The 21,951-nt window shown below is 71.7% G+C and carries 19 protein-coding genes and 1 pseudogene; 11 read left to right on the plus strand and 9 right to left on the minus strand.

What is annotated here, in order from left to right; all coding sequences use genetic code 11:
- Positions 1 to 142 precede the first annotated feature (142 nt).
- On the minus strand, positions 143 to 1,276 hold the full coding sequence (locus ABTX81_RS32865; RefSeq protein WP_350553304.1) for a DUF8225 domain-containing protein: 1,134 nt from the start codon (positions 1,274 to 1,276) through the stop codon (positions 143 to 145).
- Between the two features lie 69 nt (positions 1,277 to 1,345).
- Positions 1,346 to 2,983, minus strand: coding sequence for a hypothetical protein (locus tag ABTX81_RS32870; protein WP_350553306.1), 1,638 nt, complete (start codon positions 2,981 to 2,983; stop codon positions 1,346 to 1,348).
- A 1,109-nt stretch (positions 2,984 to 4,092) separates the two neighbouring features.
- On the opposite strand from ABTX81_RS32870, the gene ABTX81_RS32875 reads away from it, so the two are divergent.
- Positions 4,093 to 5,553, plus strand: coding sequence for an alpha/beta hydrolase (locus tag ABTX81_RS32875; RefSeq protein ID WP_350553308.1), 1,461 nt, complete (start codon positions 4,093 to 4,095; stop codon positions 5,551 to 5,553).
- Positions 5,554 to 5,744: 191 nt separating this feature from the next.
- Here ABTX81_RS32875 and ABTX81_RS32885 read toward each other — a convergent pair whose 3' ends face one another.
- On the minus strand, positions 5,745 to 6,668 hold the full coding sequence (locus tag ABTX81_RS32885) for a hypothetical protein (RefSeq protein WP_350553310.1): 924 nt from the start codon (positions 6,666 to 6,668) through the stop codon (positions 5,745 to 5,747).
- Between the two features lie 328 nt (positions 6,669 to 6,996).
- Here ABTX81_RS32885 and ABTX81_RS32890 point away from each other — a divergent pair, with 328 nt between their 5' ends.
- Positions 6,997 to 8,523 carry an FMN-binding glutamate synthase family protein gene (locus ABTX81_RS32890; RefSeq protein WP_350553312.1) on the plus strand — a complete coding sequence of 509 codons (1,527 nt, stop codon included), beginning with the start codon at positions 6,997 to 6,999 and terminating at the stop codon, positions 8,521 to 8,523.
- 391 nt (positions 8,524 to 8,914) lie between these two features.
- On the opposite strand, the gene ABTX81_RS32895 is transcribed toward ABTX81_RS32890, so the two are convergent.
- Both ABTX81_RS32895 and ABTX81_RS32900 read right to left on the minus strand, forming a co-directional pair.
- Positions 8,915 to 9,157: a hypothetical protein gene (locus ABTX81_RS32895; protein WP_350553314.1), complete on the minus strand. Its 243-nt coding sequence runs from the start codon at positions 9,155 to 9,157 to the stop codon at positions 8,915 to 8,917.
- Positions 9,158 to 9,466: 309 nt separating this feature from the next.
- Positions 9,467 to 10,300, minus strand: coding sequence for a hypothetical protein (locus ABTX81_RS32900; RefSeq protein WP_350553316.1), 834 nt, complete (start codon positions 10,298 to 10,300; stop codon positions 9,467 to 9,469).
- A gap of 231 nt (positions 10,301 to 10,531) precedes the next feature.
- Between ABTX81_RS32900 and ABTX81_RS32905 the strand changes: the two genes are divergently transcribed.
- Genes ABTX81_RS32905 through ABTX81_RS32915 form a run of 3 tightly spaced genes read left to right on the plus strand, consistent with a single transcriptional unit; the run spans position 10,532 to position 12,551 of the window.
- Positions 10,532 to 10,897: a hypothetical protein gene (locus ABTX81_RS32905; RefSeq protein WP_350553318.1), complete on the plus strand. Its 366-nt coding sequence runs from the start codon at positions 10,532 to 10,534 to the stop codon at positions 10,895 to 10,897.
- Entirely contained in the window at positions 10,890 to 11,681 is a 792-nt protein-coding gene (locus tag ABTX81_RS32910; RefSeq protein WP_350553320.1) for a hypothetical protein, read from the plus strand. Before ABTX81_RS32905 ends, ABTX81_RS32910 begins: the two co-directional genes overlap by 8 nt.
- A gap of 24 nt (positions 11,682 to 11,705) precedes the next feature.
- A complete protein-coding gene (locus ABTX81_RS32915; RefSeq protein ID WP_350553322.1) occupies positions 11,706 to 12,551 on the plus strand; it encodes a transporter substrate-binding domain-containing protein in 846 nt (281 codons plus the stop codon).
- Between the two features lie 561 nt (positions 12,552 to 13,112).
- On the opposite strand, the gene ABTX81_RS32920 is transcribed toward ABTX81_RS32915, so the two are convergent.
- The 3 genes from ABTX81_RS32920 to ABTX81_RS32930 all read right to left on the minus strand — a co-directional run bounded on the left by ABTX81_RS32920 (position 13,113) and on the right by ABTX81_RS32930 (position 14,702).
- Positions 13,113 to 13,619: an RICIN domain-containing protein gene (locus ABTX81_RS32920; RefSeq protein ID WP_350553324.1), complete on the minus strand. Its 507-nt coding sequence runs from the start codon at positions 13,617 to 13,619 to the stop codon at positions 13,113 to 13,115.
- A 295-nt stretch (positions 13,620 to 13,914) separates the two neighbouring features.
- Positions 13,915 to 14,271, minus strand: coding sequence for a hypothetical protein (locus ABTX81_RS32925; RefSeq protein WP_350553326.1), 357 nt, complete (start codon positions 14,269 to 14,271; stop codon positions 13,915 to 13,917).
- 254 nt (positions 14,272 to 14,525) lie between these two features.
- Positions 14,526 to 14,702 (minus strand): hypothetical protein, encoded by a 177-nt coding sequence (locus ABTX81_RS32930; RefSeq protein ID WP_350553328.1) that lies wholly within the window; start codon positions 14,700 to 14,702, stop codon positions 14,526 to 14,528.
- An 815-nt stretch (positions 14,703 to 15,517) separates the two neighbouring features.
- Between ABTX81_RS32930 and ABTX81_RS32935 the strand changes: the two genes are divergently transcribed.
- From ABTX81_RS32935 to ABTX81_RS39745, 3 genes and pseudogenes are all read left to right on the plus strand, one after another.
- Positions 15,518 to 15,847 carry a helix-turn-helix domain-containing protein gene (locus ABTX81_RS32935; protein WP_350553330.1) on the plus strand — a complete coding sequence of 110 codons (330 nt, stop codon included), beginning with the start codon at positions 15,518 to 15,520 and terminating at the stop codon, positions 15,845 to 15,847.
- A 108-nt stretch (positions 15,848 to 15,955) separates the two neighbouring features.
- Positions 15,956 to 16,406 (plus strand): annotated as a pseudogene (locus tag ABTX81_RS32940) (aminoglycoside phosphotransferase family protein); the annotation flags it as partial.
- A 52-nt stretch (positions 16,407 to 16,458) separates the two neighbouring features.
- Positions 16,459 to 17,112, plus strand: coding sequence for a helix-turn-helix domain-containing protein (locus tag ABTX81_RS39745; protein ID WP_502892911.1), 654 nt, complete (start codon positions 16,459 to 16,461; stop codon positions 17,110 to 17,112).
- 187 nt (positions 17,113 to 17,299) lie between these two features.
- Here the strand turns inward: ABTX81_RS39745 and ABTX81_RS32950 are convergent, their stop codons facing one another.
- Positions 17,300 to 18,133, minus strand: coding sequence for a TIGR04222 domain-containing membrane protein (locus ABTX81_RS32950; protein ID WP_350553331.1), 834 nt, complete (start codon positions 18,131 to 18,133; stop codon positions 17,300 to 17,302).
- Positions 18,134 to 18,678: 545 nt separating this feature from the next.
- On the opposite strand from ABTX81_RS32950, the gene ABTX81_RS32955 reads away from it, so the two are divergent.
- The 3 genes from ABTX81_RS32955 (at position 18,679) to ABTX81_RS32965 (ending at position 21,927) form a co-directional block, all read left to right on the plus strand.
- Complete coding sequence (locus tag ABTX81_RS32955) at positions 18,679 to 18,951, plus strand: Hsp70 family protein (protein WP_350553333.1); 273 nt, start codon at positions 18,679 to 18,681, stop codon at positions 18,949 to 18,951.
- 294 nt (positions 18,952 to 19,245) lie between these two features.
- Positions 19,246 to 19,653 (plus strand): TipAS antibiotic-recognition domain-containing protein, encoded by a 408-nt coding sequence (locus tag ABTX81_RS32960; protein WP_350553335.1) that lies wholly within the window; start codon positions 19,246 to 19,248, stop codon positions 19,651 to 19,653.
- A 1,860-nt stretch (positions 19,654 to 21,513) separates the two neighbouring features.
- Positions 21,514 to 21,927 (plus strand): ATP-binding protein, encoded by a 414-nt coding sequence (locus ABTX81_RS32965; RefSeq protein WP_350553337.1) that lies wholly within the window; start codon positions 21,514 to 21,516, stop codon positions 21,925 to 21,927.
- Positions 21,928 to 21,951: the final 24 nt, after the last annotated feature.

Below are 21,951 nucleotides of genomic sequence, written 5' to 3' on the forward strand. Positions count from 1 at the left end.
CGCCTCCTCGGTGGAGTGGAATTCCAGGGTCCGCGGCTCGACCGGTACGACGGGGAGGAACGACCGGGCGGCCGGCTCCCGGCGGGTCTCGGTCCGGGAGCCGGCCGGTTGCCGGGTTCCCGGCCGGCGGGATCGCGATCGGTCAGCGGCGGGAGACCGAGGACGGCGGTGCGGTGAGGCGCAGGGTCGGCACGGCTTCCGCGGCGAGGCCGGACGCGGCGGCCGGGGTGGGCTGGATGAACTGGACGCAGGCGGTCTTCGGCTCCGTGGTGCTCCGGCCGAAGCGGCAGGCGACCGCGGTGAGCCTGATGGTGATGAAGTCGGTGATCTGGGCGCCGAACTGGATCGGCTTGCCGTTGATGGTGATGTCGCCGACGGTGAACCCCCGCTCCTGCGGGACTTCGTAGACGGCGCGCACGGGGTGGTCGGCGTCGCCGCGCACGTAGGTCCAGTAGTCCTTCGGGTCGGAACCGTCGGGGGCGGCCCAGCCGTCGGTGGAGAGGTCGTTGAAGTAGAGGCCGACCGGGTCGGCGAGTGCGATGTCGGCCTTCTGGCGGGCGATCGCGTTGACCGAGCCGCCGATGTGCGGGTCGCTGTTGCGTTCCGCCTGGCCGTACATGCTGCACTGGACCAACTGCTGCTCGGTGGTGAGTTCCTCGCCGTCGATGACCCGGACGATGGTGGCGGCCGCGGCGAGTTCGATCTCCGCGCCGAGGGTGTTGTTGCGCTGGACCAGGTGCATCGCGCCGTGCGAGGTCGAGTCGTTCCAGCGGTTGCGCGGATTGTAGGTGCCGTCCACCGCGAACAGGTCGCCGTGCTGCACGCCGGGGTCGACGAACTGCCGGTAGAGCGCGAGGACGGCGGCCGGGTCGGTCTGGGCCAGCAGCGACCAGTACTCGGGTCCTTCGCAGGTGAAGGTGACCTTGGTGATCTTCCCGTCGGTGCCGCGGGTGACGCTCCACTCGCAGTACTCGTCCTGGACGTCGCGGCTGGCGTCCGCGCGCTTCCAGCGCTGGAGGTCCCCGAGCGAGGTGAGCTTGATGGTGCGGGGGAACGCCGTCCAGGTGACGGTGGCCTCGGTCGCGTCCGCGTCGGTATCGGTCCGGGTGAGGTTGTAGTACTGGCTGCGAGGGCTGTCGTTGAGGACCTCGCTGGGGTCGGGGCCCTGCGCGGCCCGGTCGACGCTGTCGCTGATGAACGTGTCCCAGGCCTTGAGCCCGGCGCCGTCCAGGTCGGTGAGGTGGCCGGGCGGGTTGTACGAGGGCAGCTTGGTCATGCGCGCTTCCTTTGCGGTGGTCGGGCCCGGGAGCGGGCCCGCGGCCGGACGGGTGGGCCGGGTGTCAGGTCACGGAGCGGGGGCGACGGTGGCGTCCTCCAGCATGGCCAGGCGGGGCGCGTCGGCGGGGATGTCGGTGGCCGGGAGCGTGAGGTCGAACTCGTTGAGCCGCATGGCCCTGAAGTCCCGGCGGCGGGACTCCGCCAGGCGCACGTAGTCCTCGAAGCCCGCCCGTGTGCCGATGCGGGCCGAGACGTGGCCGAGGTAGGTGTCGATCCGGTCGGCGAAGGCCTGCGGCCAGTCGGCGTCGGGCAGCGCCCAGTCGGCGGCGAACCGCGCTTCCGGACTGCCGGCCGGCAGCGTGCCGGCCGCCTCCGTGATCGCCCGGGCGACCTCCTCGGCGAGGCCGGCGGCCGGGGTGGGACCGGTCGGCACGTACGCCATCAGGCGGGCCCGGTCGGCGCTGAAGACGGGGTTGCCGAAGTCGACCATGAGCGCGCACGCGGCGAACTTCGCGGGGAGGAGTCCGCCCTCCACCATCCGGCGGATCACGTCGTTGTCCTCGAAGGCGGCCTCCGGCACCACGAAGGCGAAGAAGGTGTCGCCGGGCCGGGTGAAGCCGCTGGCCCGCTCCTGGAGGCGGAAGCCGAACGTGGTCAGCGCGGCCAGGTAGAGGTCCGCGGGCGCCAGGGGCACGGAGGCGGTGACCGGCAGGGCGAGGTCGTTGATCAGGGCGTCGCCGTTCAGCCAGAAGCCGACCGGCAGCGGGAAGTCCCGGCCGGCCGGGGTGACGGCGGCGCTCTGGACGGCGCTGCTGGCCAGGTTGACCGAGGTGGTGGTGAAGAGCTGTCGCAGGAGGTGGTCCGGCCGCTCCACGGTGCCGGTCCGGGTGACGGCCGCGAGCCGCGCCGCCGTCCACCGGCCGACGAGCGCGCGGACCGTCAGCTCCAGGTTCTCCGCCCCGACCACCTGGGCGAACAGCGGGTCGGCCCGCACGGGGCTGTCGGCGGGGAGGTTGATCGTGGCGGCCTGGGACTGCCAGTTGCTCCACGGCAGGGCCAGTTCCTTCATCACGACGCTGCCGTTGATATGGCTGTCGAAGCAGCCCCGGCCGCGGGAACCCTCCGCCAGCGCCGCCCAGGAGTCCCCCGACCACACCCAGCTGGGGTCGATGCGCGAGTAGTAGTTGAACACGCCGGCGTCCGGGTCCCAGGCCGCGACCTGGAGGAACGTGGTGGCGGGGTCGTCGCCCGCACCGGTGCTGATCAGCAGGTCGACGTCGTTGCCCTGCAGGGCCGTGCGGGTGATGGCGAACCGGAAGTCGCGGAACGGGGACGGCGAGGCGTTCAACGGGACCTGCCCGGCCTCGCCGATCAGGTAGACCGCGTTCGGCAGGCCCCCGGGCGGCTGCGGCAGGCCGGCGAGCAGCTCCTGGACGGTCATGGGGAACACGCCCCGCCGGAAGAACAGCACCGCCATGGGATCGCCCAGCGCCGCCAGTTCCGCGTCGGTCACCGCAACCGCCTGCGGATCGACGCCGCTGACCCGGCGGTGGAGCCGACCGGGCTCCAGACTCGTGGGGCCCGCGCCGCACCCGTCGTCGGGCACCTCCTCGCCGCCGAGCTGCGGGGCTTCGGCCCGCGCCGCGGTGACGCCGGGTGCCGTCCGCATCCAGGCCGTGGCGCGCCGATGCTCGTGGAACTCCATCAAGTGACCGGGCCCTTCCGGCGAACACGCACAACAGGACGCCCGCGAAGCTATCGGCCTCCGCTACGCGCCCGCGCCCTTTCCCACACGCGCGCCGCCGCCTGCCACCCGCCCGGCGGAGCGCGTGCTCCAGGCGCTCAAGCCGGCTCGCGGGCACTTCTTCGCGCCCGGCGCGCGCACTGGGGCTGTTCCCCGTCCCCCGGGAGCCTTCCCGGCCCGGCCACGGACGGCGCGAACACCGACAACAGGACGACCGTTGCCGGGGCGGTGATCTCGACGTCCGGGTGCTGCTGCTCGGTGCCGTGCGGTGTACGCCCTCCGATCACCCCACACGGCTGCCAGGCCGCACGCGCACACTCCCGTGCTGTCCCGCCGCCGGGCCGCAGGTCCAGCGCGAGCGGCTTCCGAAGGTCTCGGCGGATCTCCTCCTCGGCGCTGACTCTCACCGGCTCGGCGGCCGTGAACCCGGGAAACGGCCCGCAGCCCGACGCCTCCGTCCGTCGGACTCCGGCTTGGCCTGAGCCGTCCTGGTCGTCGACCGCCGGCGAACGGCAACGCCTCCGAGAACTCCCGCCGCCCCGCTGCCCGCTCGGGCTTGGCCCGCCCCCTCCCTCCCCGTTCGGTTCCGCGTGCTCCGTCTCCCCGTTCGCCCCGCCTCACGACCGGATGCTGCCGCCGACCGTACCGCCGTCCGTGCCGCCCGCCGTCCGTGCCGCCCGCCGTCCGTGCCGCCCGCCGTGCGGGCCGCGGTCTTCGCGCGTCCGCCGGTGGAGGGCTGACCGGTCGTCGACCCTGATGTGCGGTTCGGGGTCGGGGCGGGGCGCCAACCCCGCTCCGGCCGGGCGGAGTTCGCCGCCGGGCCGGCCTGCGGAACCACCCTCCGGCGGCCGTCGACCCCGACCCGGGGGTCGGGGTCGAGTGAGACCACGGCCCTGTACGGGCCGGGCTCTCTCCGCCACACGTCGGACCACGGATCCGTCCCCGGGCAGGAGGGGGAACGGCAGGCCGGACCGGAGACTGGAGGTGATCTTGAGACACCGATTCCGGCACCGAGGGCGGGCATGGCACTGCGACACGGACGAACGACTTCCCTGCTGACGGTGGGCGCGGTGACGACCGTGCTCACGGCGCTCACCCCGGTGACGGCCTTCGCGGCGGGCGGGGACCCGCTGCAGCCGTACGCGCAGCAGAAGCTCCGCTGGGAGCGCTGCGACGTGGACGGTCCGGCCGGGTTCGAGTGCGCGAAGGTCACGGTGCCGCTGGACTACGCCGACCCCGCCGGCCGCACCATCGACCTCGCGATCTCGCGGATCCGGCCGGGCAGCGCCAAGCAGCGGCACGGCGCGCTGCTGATGAACCCCGGGGGCCCGGGCGTCCCCGGCCTGAGCCTGCCCGTGGAGATCCAGCCGCTGCTGTCGGCGGAGGTGCGGGACCGGTTCGACCTGGTCGGCTTCGACCCGCGCGGGGTCGGGCGGAGCGCGCCGATCGGCTGCGGACTGACGGCTGACGAGCGCGTCCCGTACCACCCCTACAAGGCGGAGACGTTCGACGCGGACGTGGCCCGGGCCCGGTCGGTGGCCGACAAGTGCTGGGCCAAGGCGGGGGACACGCTGCCGCACATCACCACCCGCAACACGGCCCGGGACATGGACGTCGTCCGGGCGGCGCTGGGGGAGCGGAAGATCTCCTACTTCGGCTACTCGTACGGCACTTACCTGGGCGCCGTCTACACGCAGATGTTCCCCCGGCGGGCGGACCGGTTCGTGCTGGACAGCGCGCTCGACCCGGCCCTCGCGTGGCGGGGGACGCTCCGGGCGGCTGCGCCGGGTGCCGAACTCGCCTTCGCCCGGTGGACCGAGTGGGCCGCCGCCCGCGACGCCGTGTACGGGCTGGGCGCGACTCCGGCGGAGGTCCGGAAGACGTTCTGGGACCTGGTCGCGCACGCCGACCGGACGCCCGTGCCGACGGAGGGCGGGGCGCTCAGCGGCGACGACATCCGGATCAGGTACGCCGACTTCGTCCGGGTCGAGGCCGTCACGCCATGGATCGTCGCGCTCAAGGCGGCGGCCGAGGGCGGGCCGGCCGGTCCGACGGCCTTCGACGCGGGCGCGCGCGGGGACGCCGTGCGGCCCGCCGACGCGATCGACGCGGCCGACAACCAGGCCGCCATGACGTGGGCCGTCTTCTGCGGTGACACCCGCGACTGGCCGCGCGGCCCCGAGCAGTACCGCCGGGACGCCGTCCGGGACCGGGCCCGGTACCCGCTGGCCGGCGACCTGGGCGCCAACGTCCAGCCGTGCGCGTTCTGGAAGCGGCCGGCCGCCGAACCGGCCACCGTGGTGAACAACGACGTCGACGCGCTGATCGTGCAGAACCAGTGGGACCCGCAGGCGACCCTCGCCATGGCCCAGGGCATGCGCCGGGCGCTGCACGGTGCGCGGATGATCACGGTGGCCGGCGGCGAGGGCCACGGCGTGGTGGTGGCCGGCCCGTCCTGCGCGAGCGCCGACGTCGACCGCTACCTGACCACCGGCCGGCTGCCCGCCAAGGACCGCACCTGCACCGGCTAGCGCCCGAACCCCGAGGGGACCTGGCCGTCGACGTGGAGCACCCGGCGCTCGGCCCACCTGAACCGCGCGACGGGACGCCCGGTTCGGCGCACAACGCCGTCGACGACCACTCCCGCCTGGCCTGCAGCGAGATGCCGCCGGACGAGCCCGAGGAGACCGCCGCCGCCTTCCGGGCCCGGGCGAACGCGTTCTCAGCTGGCGGCGGTGGTCGGCGCGGGGAAGGTCTCGCGGGGTCCGAAGTCGGAGTAGGCCACGGTGATGACGGAGGTGACGGTCGTGCCGCCGCGGGGGACCTTCATGGACTGCGTCTGGGCGAGGACGCGGCCGGCCCGGTCGATCCAGATGTCGTGGTCCACCGCGCTGACGCCCTGACGGGCCAGCTTCTTGTGGTCCTCGGGGTCGACGTCCTTGATCTGGCCGGCCGTCAGGCGGGCGCCGAGGTGGTAGGCGGGGACGCCGTTCTTCTGCTCCATCCCCTTGCGGGCGGCGGGGCCGGCGTCGGCGAGGGCCTTGGCGTAGGCGGTGGCGAGCCCGTCGGCCGGGGCGGCCTCGTCGTCGTCGGTGTCCGCCGGGCTCCAGGCGCTGCCCGGCTTCGTCCGGTCGCGCATGAAGGTCGCCTTGCCGGTGCTGACCGACTCCATCCAGAGCACGGGCGCATCGCTGTCGCCGATCGTCATCTTGGTCTCGATCCTGCACTCCCGGGTCGGGGTGTAGAAGTTGACCCGGCCGCTCTGGGTGATCACGGTTCCCTGGCCGTCCGCCATCGCGGTCGTCTTCATGGTCTCGGTGGCGGCGTACGGCGTCCGGTCGGCGTTCGCCAGCGCCAGGGCGGGGTCGAACGCCCCGGAGGCGTCGACCGGCGCGCCGGTGGCGGTGGCAGTCGGCGTCGGCGTCGGCGTCGGTGTGACGGTCGCGGTGGGCGTCGGGGTCTGCGAGATCGCGGTCGCGGTCGTGCTGGGCGTGCTGCTCGCGGTCGTCGTCGCGGTCGCCGCGGTGGTGGCCGGGGCGCCGGCGGCTGTCGAGGCCGGCGCCGCGTCGCCGTCGTTGCAGGCCGCCACGGCGGAGAGGGCGAGCACCGTGGCAGCGGTGATCAGGAAGGTACGGCGGATCGTCAAGGTTTCTCCGTCAGATGGGGTGAGCAGGGAGAACACTGTCACGAACCACCGACATTCTCGAAGGCGTTTTCGACGGCCGTGGGCCGCTTCCCCGCGGAGCACCGCCGCCCGGCCCGCCGTAACCGCCGACCGCCGCACAAAAACGGAACCCCGGTGATCAACATCTCGGAGAGCATGCCGTTCCCACGGCCGCCCGGACTCATACGATCGTTCCGCATTCTTCGACGGACGGTGGCGGCCGCTCGGCCGGGCGCTCGCCGTCCACCACCCAGCACGACCCTCGGCTCCGCCGCACTGCGATGGAGCCGTGCATCGAGGAGGAACGATCATGCAAGCCCGGAAGATCGGCGCGGCCGCCGCGACCGCGGTGGCGGTCCTGGCCGCCCGCGACCTCATCCAGAAGCGGCACGCCCTGCTGCGCAACTTCCCGGTGGTCGGGCACGCCCGGTACCTGTTGGAGAGGATCGGGCCGGAGCTGCGGCAGTACATCGTGACCTCCAACGGGGAGGAGCGTCCGTTCAGCCGTGACCAGCGCACCTGGATCTACGCGTCGGCGAAAGAGGAGAACAACTACTTCGGGTTCGGCACCGAGGTCGATGTCGAGCAGGTCCAGGGGCACGCCTACCTGAAGCAGCGCACCTTCGCCGGCACGCTGCCCGACATGCACGACCCGCAGGCGCCGCTGCCCTCGGCCAAGGTGCTGGGAGGCCCGCGCGGGCGGGCCAAGGCGTTCCGGCCGGCGAGCGTGGTGAACATCTCGGCGATGAGCTTCGGCTCGCTCTCCGGCGCGGCCATCACGGCGCTCAACCAGGGCGCGGCGCAGGCGGGCGCGATGCACAACACGGGGGAGGGCGGCCTCTCGCCGCACCACCGCAACGGCGGTGACCTGGTGCTCCAGCTCGGTACGGCGTACTTCGGCTGCCGCAACGAGGACGGCAGCTTCAACCTGGACAAGCTCAAGGACGTGGTCGCCGGCGCTCCGGTCAAGGCGATAGAGATCAAGCTCTCCCAGGGCGCCAAGCCCGGCCTGGGCGGGATGCTGCCGGGCGCGAAGGTGACCCCGGAGATCGCCGAGATCCGCGGCATCCCGGTCGGCAAGGACTGTGCCTCGCCGTCGCGGCACACCGCGTTCCATGACGTCGACTCGATGCTCGACTTCGTCGAACAGCTCGCCACCGAGACCGGCCTTCCGGTCGGGGTGAAGAGCGCGGTGGGGGAGATGGGCTTCTGGCAGGAGCTGGCCACGCTGATGGCGCGCGGCGACCGCGGGGTCGACTTCGTGACCATCGACGGAGGCGAGGGCGGCACCGGGGCGGCGCCGCGGATGTTCGCGGACTCGGTGTCCCTGCCGTTCCGAATGGGCTTCTCCCGGGTCTACGGCACCTTCGCCGAGCTGGGGCTGACCGACCGGCTGACCTTCATCGGCTCCGGCAAGCTCGGCCTGCCCGAGAACGCCGCGGTCGCCTTCGCCCTGGGCGCGGACATGATCAACGTGGCCCGTGAGGCGATGCTGTCGATCGGCTGCATCCAGGCGCAGAAGTGCCACACCGACAGGTGCCCCACCGGCATCGCCACCCAGAACCCGTGGCTGGCCCGGGGCGTCGACCCGGCCTCGAAGTCCACCCGGGCCGCGGTCTACCTGCGCACCCTGCGCAAGGAACTGCTGAAGGTCTCCTCGGCCGTCGGGGTCGCCCACCCGGCGCTCATCACGGCGGACGACATCGAGGTCATGAACGGGGACTACGAGGCCCGAACGCTGGCCGGCGTCTACGGCTACAAGGAGGGCTGGGGCGAGCTGGGACCGCAGCTCGCCGAGGAGATCACGGCGCTGATGACCGCGAAGCCCGCCGTCTGACGCCCCCTCGCCGACCTCGGTCGGCATCCGCGGCCGGCCCGGATCCAATGCCGATCCGGGCCGGGCGTCGTGCCCGCAGGTGCACCGTCACCGAGTTTCGGCGCCGGTCTCTACGAGGTTGCCGCGGAAGGTGAGGCGGTCGACGATGGCCGCGCAGAGCTGCGGGTCGGGGACGGGTCCTCCGGTCTGGACTCATGCCTGTGCACATCCCGCACCTTTTGACCGGAGGCCATCTCAGGCCGGTCCAGAGGACTCTGTCCACCTGGCCGCCCGGCAGAGCACGGCTGTCCTGCGACAGATGATCTCGGCTGTCTGCCGAATGATCTTCACCGGGGATTCTGTGCCGGCCGGCCGGACTTCGCGCTGCCGGCTTCGTGTCTCGGTCGGGCGCCTACGAGGCCTCCCAGTAGAAGCGGCCTTCGCGGTGGTCGGGGCTGACGAAGCCGAATCCGTAGCCGTATCCGAAGTTGAGGAAGTACGGATCCTCGTCGTCGGACGCGTCGCTGATCTTGAACAGGAACTGCCAGGGGGCGTCGACCCGCGCGTAGTGGTGGTGGTAGCAGGCGGTGCCGCCGACGTAGTCGTGCAGGTCCTCGCCGCCCGGCAGCTTGACATGGGGCCCCTCGCCCCGCATGCCTCGCTCCCATGCGGCCTGCTCATCAATCGAACGATCGACCTCGGGGGGTGTCGGCTGCAGGTCGACCTGCCACTCGACCGGGATCTCGGAATCGTCCGGGCCCAGGCGCCAGAGCGTCCGGCCTTGTGTGCCGGGTGGCCCGATGACGGCGAAAAGGTCAACCGACCAAATAGAGCCGGTCAAAGCGACACTTTGTTGCTTTGACCGGCTTTGTTGTTGTGGTGAAAGTGAGTCTGGCCCTCTGCGGGTTCGCAGAGGGCCAGTTCTGTTTGTGCTGGTCAGGTGGGGTGCGGGGGTTGGGGTGGGTCAGGGTTCCGGGGTGGTGTCGGGGAGGTAGCCGTTCGGGGTCCAGTGGTGGGGGTGTTTGAGTGTGTGGCGGTTGGAGGGGCGGCGGGCGGGTTGGCCGTTGGTCTGGAGGGTGTCGAGCCAGCTGGCGAGTTTGCGGTGGTTGGCGTGGGCGATTTGGAAGGAGAGCAGGAGGGACTGGGGGGCGATGCCGCGGATGCGGCGGGTGCGGGAGCGTTCGATGGCTTCGTGGTCCTTGGCGTAGCCGTTGAAGTGCTCCACGCGGTTGCGCAGGCGGAAGTAGTGGTGGACCCAGGGGGCGAGGCCGTGGTCGAGTTCCTGCCAGTAGCGGATGCCGATGTCCCGGTGGAAGGTGAGAGACTCGCGGCGGCAGACCTCGGGGTGCCGTGCCGGGGTGGGGGTGACATCGACGAGGGGCAGGTGGGGGTCACGGCCGAGGCTGCGGCGTTTGACGGGGCAGGCGACCGTGGGGTGGGTGCCTGCTGCGGGGCAGAGCATGCGCCGGGCGCCGCGGTGGTCGGGTGCGGCTTTGGGGCGCAGGCGGTAGGAGGCGCGGGCGTCGATGCGGGCGCGCCAGGTGGTGCGGTCGATCTTTTTGGTGAGGAGGTCGGCGGTGGCGGTGGTCAGGGACTGGGGGAGGTTGGGGCAGTACCAGGTGCCGTCGATGAGGAGGGCGCCGGCGTGGGAGCCCTGGATGCCGAGCTGGTCGATGCGGTAGTCCCAGATGGGACGGTAGCCGAGGTCGCGGACGGGGATGTGGAAGGTTTCGGGCAGGGCGGTGAGTTCTTCAAGGTCAGCGGGAGCCGCCTCTCCGCCGAGGTCGGGGGGAGCCACCTCCGTCGGTAGCGTCCCGCAGCCTGCAACGGCCTGAGCAGGGCAGCCCCTTTCAGTTGCCGCCTTGAGGCTCGGAAGATGGCTCCCGGTCTCGCCGAAGTTCTGGCTCTGGATCGTGTCGATGAACTCACCGGGCGTCAACCAGTCGGATTGAAGCCATGACCCCGGCCGCTCCCGCGCGCTAGTGTCTGATGCCGTGTCATCCATCCTTCACGGGGGTGTGAGCAGGACGTGACTCGTTGGCAGAAAATTGTGCTCGTCACGGCCGGGTCGGTGGTCACCGTCTCGACACCGCTGGTCTGGCTCCTGGGTGATCCGGACGCCGGGCAGTTGGTCGGCGCCTCGGTCCAGGCCGGGGCCGGAATCGCGGCGCTGCTCCTGCCCATGCTGTGGCGGCAGGACCGGCAGGACCGCCCCGGTCTGCGGGCTGAGGCCGTCGACACGGGCAAGGCCGTCGCGAACGGTGGCGGCTCCGCGAACAGCGGCGTACGACTGGGCGGGAACGCGGGCGGCGTCGCGTCCGCGCGGGCCGAACGGACCGGTGACGCCACCGCCGAGGGCGGCGGCACCGCCAACTCCGGAGTCACCGATGCCTGATCCGGTGGTCGACGGCGAAGGCCACCCCAAGGAACCGATGGCGTCCGCGTCCGATACGGGTGCCGCGCGGGCGAACGACGGCGGTACGGCCATCAGCGGGACCGTCGTCGGCAGCAATTTCAACAGCCGCATCTACACCCTCCACTTCTGGGGTCGCGCCGCCGGCTGGAGCCTCCCGACGGTGCTCGTCGGGCTGATCGCCGTCGTGACGCTGGTGCGCCAACCAGAAGGCCGCCTAGGGCAGTTCACGCCGGTGTACGTGCTGCTGGGCGCCGCGCTGCTGGCATCCGTACTCCTGACGATGCTCGCGGGAGAGCAGGCCGGCCGGGGCGACTTCTTCCGGTCCGGACTCAGGCTGCCCGCCGCATTCTTGTTGTGCCTGGTCGCGGCCGGGGCCGGACTGCTGTGGATGGGATATCTCCGGGACCACGGCGAAGTGGATGTCGCCGGTGGGCACTTCCGGGTCGAGAATGCCACCGAAGTGGGGGACGGCAAAGGGGCGACCCTGGTGGTCGACGCCGCCGGGATGAAACGCGACGGCATGAAGGTCACGGTCTCCATCGCGCAACCCGTGCGGAACGGGGGATCCTGCGCGGCCGCGACCACGCTCGGCGTGGCACTCGAAGGTAAAGACGTGCAGAGCGCCAACCGCTCTCTCGAAGACGGGGATACCGCCGACCTGCGGCTTGACGGCGGAAGCGAGATCCGGGTCCGCCTCACCGTCCACACGCAAAAGGGATGTCAGGTGAACCTCGGAGTCACCAAAGTTCTTCTGTATGGGTGATCTGTACGAGTGAGGAGTCATGGGATGAGCGCGTGGCGAACTGCCAGGCGGGTGGTGGCGGGACTCGGGGCGCTGGCATTCCTCGCGACGGCCACGGCATGCGGTGAAGAGCCCAAGAAGTTTCTCGGCCTCACGCGTGTCAATGTCGCGTACAAGGATGACCAGCCGGGCACCTCCTACTGGGACAAAACGAAACCTTCCGGATTCGACTCGTATGTGGGAGCCTATGTCACCCAGCAGTTGAAGGTCACCCACTCTCCTAAGCTGGTCACGTCCGACGTGCGCGAGACCGAGATCACCAAGGGATTGGCCGACCTGGTGATTGCCACCTACTCGATCACTCCGGAGCGCGAGGAGGACGTCGCCTTCGTCGGCCCGTACGCCGTGACGGAACAGGGCTACATGGTCATGGCGGGGGTGATCGAGTCGGAGAGTGACCTCAAGGACAAGAACATCTGCACGATGACGAGCACGACCGCCGCCGAAAACCTGAAGCGCCAGGGCTTGAAAAAGATCAAGCAGGTGCCGAATGCCTCGACATGTGTGGATCTGCTGCTCCGCGGAGAGACGGACGCCTTCTTCATGGACGAGATGATTCTCTATGGATTCCAAGCGGCGAATCCAGGAGAGGACCTACGTATCTTCAAAGGCAAGGCCGGGGAGCCGCAGTTCTACGGCATCGGCATGCCCAAGAGGCATCTAAGCGACTGCGAGGACCTGAAGAAGATCGTCAAGGCATACGTGCAGAGCGGCCAATGGACAATGGACTTCGCGGCGGCACTACGGGAGTTCGCGAACGGACACCCGACCGAGGTGGAGGGTCACCGGCCCAACCCTGACCTTCTCGACAAGCTCTCATGCAAGGGGTGAGGGCCTGACCGCCGAGGCCGTACCCCGCCAGGTCGGCAGGGTGTGGGTGGTGCGGCCGGAGCGGTAGGTCACATCTGCCAGGTGGAGGAAGCGTCGGCCGGTCTCGCGGCCGCGCCGGCCGGGCCGACGGCGGTTCAGGGTGACATGCCCACTCATGGAGCAAATCGGGGGACAGTTGACGCGACCCGCCAGACTCGGCTCGATCGTCCGGGGAGACGCCCGCACGGTGTGACGCGTGCACAGGCCGTCGTGACCGCTCGTCCAGAAGAGGAGTTCAGTGATGCCCGAACAGCCCTGCGGGAAGGTCGTCACCCGTTCGATCCCCTCCTGCGGGGGAGTCCGGAGGCCTGGAACTCGCTCTACCGGGCTCGTCCCGAGGAGATCGTCCTTCCGGCGGACGCGCAGGAGGTGGGGGCTGCTGTGGTGTACGCACGTGAACGGGGCCTTCCCTTCCGCATCTGCGCAGGCGGCCTGCTTCCTCTACGAGGTGCGGCGCCCCGACTGAGGGGCGGCGGAATGCGGAGAGCGTCGCGACGCTCTCGGGTGTCGTCGGCCGGCTGGTCAGCGGACGTCGAACGAGGTCACCTGGTAGGCGTTCGTGGGCGTGCAGGTGTGGAGATAGACGCCGGAGTTGGCGCCTGTCGAGGCGAGCTGGAAGCACTTGCCGAGAGCGTCGTTCTTGATGCTGTAGCGGCCGGGCTTGCTCGAGTCCTTCAGGCTGAAGATCTGCTCGTCCCACCGGGAGTCGCACGGGCGCTGCTGAATCTCACCGTTGGCGCCGGTTCCCACGACGTTCATGCACATGTCGCTGTTGAGGTTGTGCACCAGGAAGGTCGTGGTGGTGACCGGGTCGATCGCCCACTTCTGGGCAAGCTGATCGGTGTCCGTCTGGTACTGGATCACGGTGCCGCCGACGGTGGAGTTCGAAGCGGCGCCGAGGACGAACCCGGTCTGCCAGCTCCGGATCTTGGTGCCGCTCAGCGGTCCGGTGGCGTCGGCGACACCCGCGCTGAGCACGGTCGTGCCGAGGGCCAGGGCGAGGGCGAAACAGGTGGAGCGCTTACGCAAGAGAGCCGTCTTAATGCTCACGAGGCCGCTGGGGAATGCGGCCCTCATAGTACGCACCGTAGGTCCGCCTCGTGGGAGCCGCGCCAGCCGAACGCCGCCATCCGGTGGGGCGATTCACCGGGTCGGACTCGTGGCGTCCCGACGGGCGACGGGTCCGTACCCGCCGTCCCGGACGTCACCCTGCGGGCGGGGGACCGGCTGCCATCCCGCCCCTGCGGCCGACCGCGCCACCCACTTGGGAAAGGATCATCTTCCGCCTGGGAGTGTTGTCCATCGGACCTCTCATTGCCTCTGGTCAGCGAATTCTGTCGGTACACCCGAAAGAGGGGATCCGGCCGTCGGGCTGCACGAGGAGGACGGCCTCGCCGGTCTCCGGGGCGTCCCCTCCCATGATGAGGTCTTCCTCGTCGAGGAAGAGGTAGGCCAGGCGGAGTTCGTCCCCGGGGATCGGAAACTGGCCGATGAAGACCAGCGGTCGTCCGCTGGCCGGGTCCACCGGCCAAGCGGGCTCGTCCAGCCAGACGGGTTGCCCGCCGAGCTTGGCCACCGGATCGGAGACCGGCTGCTCGGCCGCCCTGAGGGTCATCTGCTGCCGCGGCAGGAAGGCGACATCGTACGGCCCGTCCGCCTGCCCCGTGGGACGCATGATCATGGGCGGACCCTACGACATGCCGCCCGGCCGACACTCTCCGACCCTGGCCGTGCCGAGCCGCTCGAGCGCCGACAGCACCGGGTCGTCGTACACCGCCGAGGCGCCCACCACCGATCGAGATCGATTGACGGAAGTCCGCTGTCCGGCAGGGGCATCTGCCAATCGGTCAAGACCATTGGACGCAAGACGCAGGGCGCCACCGAGTGCGGGGAGATGGAGTTGTCCTGCGACAGGTGATCCTGGTCTCTGGACCGTCAGTGGCAGATCCAGTAGCTGTCGGCGGCTGGGTGGCTACGTCGTTCACCGGTCGGCTGGGCCACCACGACGGCGCCGGCCTCGTACGAGACCCTGTCGCCCGCCGCGACGAACACCGGCTTGTCCAGTCGGACATGGAAGTCGGAGTGGAGCAGGAACTCACTGAGCAGCAGCATTCGCGGCATTGGAGTGAGCCCGTCGAAGTTCAAGCGCGACAGGTTTCCGGGTCCTCTGTGTCCACCCGCTCCAGGCGGCGGGACCCGGAGCGGCCAAGCCCTGATCAAGATCGCCTGGCAGGGACCTGCCGGCTTTCGGGATCGTTTGGCAATTGGTCGAGGTCTCTGTGACGGAGCACCGTAGTTTGCGAGTTCGCGGCTGTTGTGCCCGTCTCATGGGACGGCCACAGCAATCAACTGTCCCACGAGCGCCGTGCCGAGGCAGAATCAGCGCATGGCAACTTGAAGAGCACCGGCCGGCCGAAAGTCCTGGCGCAAGAGGGGAAACGGCTGGTCCGTCCGCGACGGTGACCGCTGGATCTGCCTGGTGTGCCACGAGCCCGTCCGCTCCTACCAGTACCGATTCCATCCGCCCGAGTCCTCCAGCTTCGAGCGTTGCATCGGGTTTGCTTGGTGCTCGGGGTGCCGGATCTACTCGGGCGACATGGTCCATGTTCCTCGCAAGCGCGTTCTGCTCGACGCCCTTGCCTCGCTACCTGCCGATGACCGCGACCGGCTGCTCCGGAAGGAGGCCGCACTGGTCGAACATCTCGACAGCCGAGGCCTCGGCCGGCACTGACCCGCGCCCCCGCCCGTCGTGCTCGGCGCCATCTCGCACAGTCGGACCGGATCGCCGCCTCCGTCGAAGAACCCGTGCGTTCACAGGAGCAGCACCGCGTACGCGCGGTACCCCGTTCGCCGGAACTGTTCGTAACTCATCGTGGCCTGACCAGGATTCGCAGATCACCGTGCACCGCTCGCAATCAAGGTGTGTGATGTCCGAGATCTTCGCGGCGGTGGACGCGCTGATGGCCAAGGCCCGGGACGGTCGGGACCTGCTGGAGCAGGTCGAGCGGGAGCGGTTGCGCAAGGCCGCGGGCCTGACGCAGGTCGAGGTGGCCGAGGCGTTGCAGACGCGACGGGAGACGTTCGCGAAGTGGGAGGCCGGTACCGCGCAGCCCAGGTCGCCCAAGCGCGGCGCGTACGCGTTCCTCCTCGCCGGCCTGGCCGACATCCACGGCACCCGGGGCCCGGACGGCTGGCTCGTCCTCGCCCGCTGGGCCCGCCCCCTCGACACCGGCACCAGCACCCCGGAAGGGGAGTGAGGCGCTGATGGACCGCCAGACGTACACCGCCGAGCTCGCCTCACTGCGCGAGCTGCGCACCGAGATCACGGCCGCTGAGAAGCAGGTCGCCGCCGCGCAGAAGGAGCTGGACAGGCTCACCTGGGCCTGCTCGCCATCCTCACCACCGCGCTGCCCGGCCGCGTCGTACGCGACCTCCCCCTCGACCCGCGGACCGAGCACCGCGTGCACGAACTCGCCGGCCAGGCCCTCGCCCGGTGGCACAGCCACCCCGAGCCCGCCGGCGACCGGACACGCGAACGCCTCGGGCGGTCGGCCGCGCGGCAGGCCTCCGAAGCCGAGCGCTGCGCGGAGCAGACCGCCCGCCACCTCACCGAGGCACAGCGCGCCCTGGTACTGCAGGTGGCCCGCGATCTGCCGCACCTGGTCGACAGCCTTGCCGATCGTCTTCCGGCACGGGGACTTCTCGCCCAGCAACTGGCTCTGGAACGGCGGGACGGGCACCGTCGGCCTGATCGACTTCCAGATGGCCGTCCACGGCCTGGCCGTCGAAGACCTCGTGTGGCTTCGCGGCGTCCTGTGGCCCCCCGGCCGGACCTGGAGACCGGGTGGAGACGTTCACGGGGCAGCGGATGTGGCAGTTCGAGGCCTTGGTGCGTGTGGGGCGTGCGTGGGGCGGCGGCGGGCCGTGCGGCGCCAGGCTGTGGCGTCTGCGCCTGCCCGACCAGGCCCTGCTGGCCGCCGTGTACCACCGGACCAACCTGACCATGCGACGGCTCGCCCCGGCGTTCGGGGTCTCGACCGTGACGGTGTGCCGCATCGTCCGGCGCCTCGGCCCGCTCCTGGCTCTGGAGGCCGCTCCGCGCCCTCGGCCGGGCGTGGAGCAGGTCACTGGCCCAGCTCGGGTGCGGGTGGTTTGCGGTGGCGGATCGGGGTCACAAGAGGGTCGGCGGGCGAGAACGCGGTCCGGACGGTGGACATCCCCCCTTCCACCGTCCGGACCGTGTGCCGTCGAAGGGCCGGGTACCGTCGCCGCGTACCGCGGGCCCCGGCGGTTGCCGGCCGGTGCGCTGTGGGTGGTTCCCGAGGGGTGCGGCCGGGGTGGTCGAGGGCCGGGCATCACCGTGGTGGTGGCCGGTGTCCGCGCCTCCCGTGCCGGTGGAACCTCCGGTGACGCGGCGCGCGGCGCTGCTTCACCGGAGGATCAGGTGTGCCGGGGCCGCGGAGGTGTCGCGGCCCCGTCCTCAGGACCGCCTGATCCGCACCGCTGCTGCTCCCGACCCTGACCGGCCCTGACCGGTGACGGTGTTCGGTGGGGCCGGCCACCGGGTCCGGCCCGCCCCGGGCGGGGCTTTCGACGGTGGGTGTGTTTGCCGGGTGGTATCGGGGTGAGAAGAGGGGGGGCTGGTGGGTAGAGCCGGTCCGGGCGGGGGGTGTCTCCCCGCTCACCGCCCGGACCGTGGCGGCCGTGTGTCACAGGCCGCCGAGGCCGGGCGGGTCTTCGAAGGGCGGTGGGGTGTAGGGGCGCGGGCTGATCGCCTTTCTCAAGGCGCCGAGCCTGCCGTGGAGTTCGTCCTGGGTGGCCTTGCCGAGGAGTTCGGCGTCCTCGTCGTCGAGTGCGTCGTGGATGCGGGGACGCCACTGCTGGTGGTGCTCCTTGTGGGCGGCCAGGGCCGCGCGGCCCGTCTCCGTTGTTCCGCCGGACCGGTAGGTCCAGTGCGTGGTCGAGCGCCAGCCCGCCACGACGAGAAGGAAGGTCGCCACCCCCGGCACCAGGGGGTCGGGGAAGCCGCGCGCGGCGACCATCCAGACAGCCGCGACGCCGAGGGCGAAGGAGGCCATCCGGATCACGGTCAGCTGGTCGGCGGCCAGTTCGGCCGCCCGGCGCCGGGCAGGGTGGACGACCAGCCCCTGGTCGCCGAGCCGCCGGCCGACGGCAGTGAGGCCGGGGGCCCGGCTCAGCCGTTCCATCCGGCGCCAGGCACGGCGCCAGGCAAGGCGCCGCGGCACCCGCTCGAACACCCGCACGACCTCCGCCTCGACCGTGTCCCGCGCGAGGGGGTCCACCACGGTGACCGCCCCGTCGGCCACCGACACCCGGCCGCCGAGCACCATCGAGGCCAGCACCGTGCGGGCCACCGTCCGCTCTCCCCGGTGCAGGTATGCGACCTCGTAGACCGTCAGCTCCTCTCCGGGCGCCCGCGGGACCACCGGCGCGTCCACGAACGCGCGGTGCGCCCGCCGCAGCCGGAACGCGCCGACCGCTGTCAGCGCGCCGGCCACGGCCAGCACGACGATCCACCCCACGACAAGCCCCCCTTCCCACACCCACCGGCGCCACCCGGGTACATGCCCGGGCCGCCTGCCCGCCAAGCAGCGGCCTACGGGCCCGGCCGCGCCTCCTGCCCTTCCGCGGGCTCGCCCGCAGTATCACCGCAGGCATCACCGTGCCGGCGTACTGCGTGGTCAGGCCGGCAACCGACGGCGGATTGGCCGCCACCCGGATCGGGCAGCGGCCTCCACCGAGACGACGTCAGGTCCACAGGTCCAGGACACCCGCCTCGACGTGCGCCCAGTGGTTCGCACTCTCCCCGCTGGGGTAGTGGTCGTCCCCAGCCTGCACGACCCCGCCGTAGCCGGTTCGGCCGACCCCGCTCGCGCGGGCAGGACCTCTCGAAGCGGGCCATTGCGGCGGCGCGGGCCGGCCGACCCCCGCGACCACTCGCCCGACGGGACATCCGACGACTGCGTGGCGATCTGGGCTGTTCACCCGCGCTGAGCAGGGCCGAACATGACGGCGGCTCTCTCGACCGCCCCCGACGACTGAGCGCTATCCGGACGGCACGGCGGTCGTGGGGCCGGGGCCAGGATCGGTCTCGGCCCGGATCCTGCACAAGCTTGCCGACGACGCCCGGGTCAGCGGCGGGGCGCAAATGCGGGACGTGGTGATCACCGGGCCCGCTTACTTCGGGCTCGCGGAGCGCGACGCGACCCGCAAGGCCGGGGCCGCCAGGCGTGCGGGCGACCAGCAGCGTCAGCAGGACCTGCGAGATCAGCCGCATCACCGAGCTGTACACCGAGCGCCTGGAGTTCCTGGAAGCCGCGGGGAACGACCAGAGGGCTGACGAAGGTCTTGGCGGGCCCGGTGCCGGCCGAGTTCCGCTGCGGGAGTCCGGGCTGCGCGGTCGAGCGGCTGGACGCCCCGGCAGCGGCGGCTCGCCGTGCGAGCCGTGTCTTTCCGCCGCCGGCTGGCCGGAGCGGAGCGCCGGAGGGTCCATGAAATGGTTTGCCGGTCCGGTGGCTGTGTGCCAGCGTTCGGCCTGGGCCGGCAGTTGATCATCGGCGGCCGGTCGATGCCGACATGTCGGCGGCCTCTCGGGGATTCACCGGAGAGGTGCCGAGCGATGGGAAGTGGTGCCGTGGAGAACAGTTACGAGGACGTGTGCCGCAGGGCGTTGGCCCAGGAGCAGGCGAAGAGCCTTGCCGGGACCAACGGCTGGGAACATGTGGACAGGGAGCGGGTCCACCAGGACTGGGACGTCCTGTACCGGGAGATCACGGCCTTCCTGGATGGCGGCTCCCTGCCAGGGGACCAGCAGATCCAAGAGCTCGTCCGCAGGCATTTCGACATCGTCAGCCGGTTCTACACCCCCTCCAGGGAGGCGTACGTCGGCATGTCGCTCTTCTACGCCGAGGACGAGGCCATGAGGGCGTTCCACGATTCCTACCACCCCGGGATGGTGGAGTTCCTGGGCGCCGCGATCAAGGTGTTCGCCGAGCAGGGGAGCGGGTTCGCCCCCAGTACGCGGGCTGAGGCCTCGGCGTAGCTTGGCGGCAGGGCCGGGACATGCAGGTGCACTGGCACTGAGCCGGACCGCGCCCGTTGAACGTCGATCAGACCGGTGATTCGGAGCCGGGCCCTGTTTGCCCGGATTTCGTCGTGGTCGCCACCGCGCTCGGCCTGACCGCAATCCGCGTCACCGGCCCCTGCGAGCTCGTGGGCGGCGTGCGGCGGCTTTTCGAGAGTCCCGGGTCCGGTCGTGCTCGACGTCCTGACCAACCCCCGGGATCTGGCGGTGCCGGGCGAGCCGACCGTCCAGCACGGCCGGGAGTTCGCGATCGCCAGGGGCAGGGACGCCCTCTGCGGTCACGACGGCCGACATCCCTCGGCGCCCCTTCGGTCGGGTACGGCCCGCAGGTTTGCCGCTCCGGCCGCCGGGCACGCGCCCGGCACCGGAGCGGTGAACACCGATAGGCAGGCCCCGCGACGGCCTGCGGCGCTACCGGGTTCAGCGGCGTGGCGTACGACCTGCCTCTCCGCGCGCTACCGCGCCCGGAACAACACGGCGAGGAGGGCATCGCCGGGTTCTTCGGCCCCGTGACACAAGAGGACTCCGCCCGCGCCGGCAGGGTCACGAGACCCCGCGCCGCCCCCGGCGGGCTGGGGGCGGGCGCGTCGAAGCGACGGCCCGCCGGGGACGAGGTCGCGTACCCCGGGTCCGGGCCGCCGTGCGGGAGGAGGTGGGTACCGTGAAGTCTGCAGACGTGGCGTTCAAGGCGTTCGGCCTGGTACCGGGCCCGTGGAACGGTGTGGCGGCTGGGTGGGTCCTCCGGTGGCTGTGGCGCGGACGCGGCCGTCCTGGGTCGGGCCGACACGTCCCCGGCCGCACGCGCACCTGGCGCCGCCGTCTGGCCGCGGCCGCCGTCTCGGCGGCGGCGTTGGCGCTGATGAGCGCGGTGGTGCGCGGCCGGTCGACAGGGGCGCCCCAGGTGCCGGGCAGGGGACAGCCCCCGCCCGGCGGGTGAGAGCCGGGGCGGGGCGCCCGAGCCGCCGCCTGGAGTCCGGGTCCGCGCGGGAGGAAGCCCGGCGCGGCCCCGACGGGCGCGGATCCGGTATCCCCGTGACGGCCCGTGGTGCAGTGGCCTGTCGGTCAGGCCCGGCCCAGGCGTAGCGGCCTGGCTTGGTTCGGTTCGGTTTGGTGTGGTTCAGTCCGGTGGTTCGGGGGCGTGGGGCTTGCTCGGTGCCGGTGTGGCGGGTTCGGGGTTCGGTGGGGCCGGGGCGGGAGGTTGTGGTTCGGGGGGTGGTACGGGTGCGCCGGGTGGTGGCGGCGGGTCCGGTACGACCGGGGGGTGGGAGGGGCCGGGGGCAGGAGGAGGTGGCGCCTGGAGGGGCTGGGTCTGCTCGGTCACCGGGGGTCGCGCCCTTTCGTTGTCGGGCCGGGCTCTGGACGCGCCGGCCGCTCTGCGCGTTCGCCTGCCCCTGATCTGGGGATTCATGCGTGAAGGGGCAGGGGCGGGCGGCGGGCGTCCGCTCGCGCTGGGCGCCCGCGCCTTCCTTCGGTCGTCTGCCCCGTGCCCGGGGGAGAGCGTGGGTTGCGGGGAGTGTTCCGCCGGACGGGGGAAGGCGGTGGCCGCACCGGGAAGACGGGGACTCCGCTTCGACGTGGAGGCAGTTGCGGCCAGGGGACTGGGGGAGCATGGCACGCCGATGGTTGCGCCCCGGGGCACCGGCCGGACGGGCTACCGGGCCGAGGTCGAGGCCGGGGGTGGTCGTATCGGGGCGCGCCCGACCGGTCGCGGGCCGGCGGAGGGTGGGGTGGATTGCATGCGGTCACCGGTTGCGGGCAGGCGCTGGAAGCACGCATCCGGAGGTTCTCGAGGGACCCGAAGGTCGGAGGGAGGTCTGCATGGCGAGGATCCGCGGAGTGGGGTGGGCCCGACGCCTTCCGCTCGGCACGGGAGTATGGGCCGGCCGGGAGTGGGCGCGGACGCATCTGGAGGCCCTGGGCTGGGACCGGGACGCGCCGGCGGTCGCGGACGCGGTGGTACTGGCCGTGTCCGAGCTGACCACCAACGCCCACGTCCACGCGGGCAGTGACGCGGACCTGGTGCTGACGTGGGACGGGCGCTGTCTGCACCTGAGCGTCCACGACCGCAGCCCTCGGCTTCCCCGTCCGCGATCGGCCGCCCCCGACGCCGTCGGCGGGCGGGGCCTGACGCTGGTCGACGCGCTCGCCGACCACTGGCACACCCGCCGGCAGAAGAACGGCAAGACGGTCACCGCCTGTTTCCACCCGCCGGGCGCGGGGCCTTCCCACTGAGCGTTCCGGCCAGGCGAGCGTTCC

It is taken from the genome of Kitasatospora sp. NPDC097605 (assembly GCF_040302725.1).
Classification (GTDB): domain Bacteria; phylum Actinomycetota; class Actinomycetes; order Streptomycetales; family Streptomycetaceae; genus Kitasatospora.

Bases quoted from the DNA above. Each gene is read 5' to 3' on its own strand.
- ABTX81_RS32865 (WP_350553304.1), bottom strand. From the start codon at position 1,276: ATGACCAAGCTGCCCTCGTACAACCCGCCCGGCCACCTCACCGACCTG.
- ABTX81_RS32870 (WP_350553306.1), bottom strand. From the start codon at position 2,983: ATGGAGTTCCACGAGCATCGGCGCGCCACGGCCTGGATGCGGACGGCA.
- ABTX81_RS32890 (WP_350553312.1), top strand. From the start codon at position 6,997: ATGCAAGCCCGGAAGATCGGCGCGGCCGCCGCGACCGCGGTGGCGGTC.
- ABTX81_RS32895 (WP_350553314.1), bottom strand. From the start codon at position 9,157: ATGCGGGGCGAGGGGCCCCATGTCAAGCTGCCGGGCGGCGAGGACCTG.
- ABTX81_RS32910 (WP_350553320.1), top strand. From the start codon at position 10,890: ATGCCTGATCCGGTGGTCGACGGCGAAGGCCACCCCAAGGAACCGATG.
- ABTX81_RS32915 (WP_350553322.1), top strand. From the start codon at position 11,706: ATGAGCGCGTGGCGAACTGCCAGGCGGGTGGTGGCGGGACTCGGGGCG.
- ABTX81_RS32925 (WP_350553326.1), bottom strand. From the start codon at position 14,271: ATGATCATGCGTCCCACGGGGCAGGCGGACGGGCCGTACGATGTCGCC.
- ABTX81_RS32930 (WP_350553328.1), bottom strand. From the start codon at position 14,702: ATGCTGCTGCTCAGTGAGTTCCTGCTCCACTCCGACTTCCATGTCCGA.
- ABTX81_RS32935 (WP_350553330.1), top strand. From the start codon at position 15,518: ATGTCCGAGATCTTCGCGGCGGTGGACGCGCTGATGGCCAAGGCCCGG.
- ABTX81_RS39745 (WP_502892911.1), top strand. From the start codon at position 16,459: ATGTGGCAGTTCGAGGCCTTGGTGCGTGTGGGGCGTGCGTGGGGCGGC.
- ABTX81_RS32965 (WP_350553337.1), top strand. From the start codon at position 21,514: ATGGCGAGGATCCGCGGAGTGGGGTGGGCCCGACGCCTTCCGCTCGGC.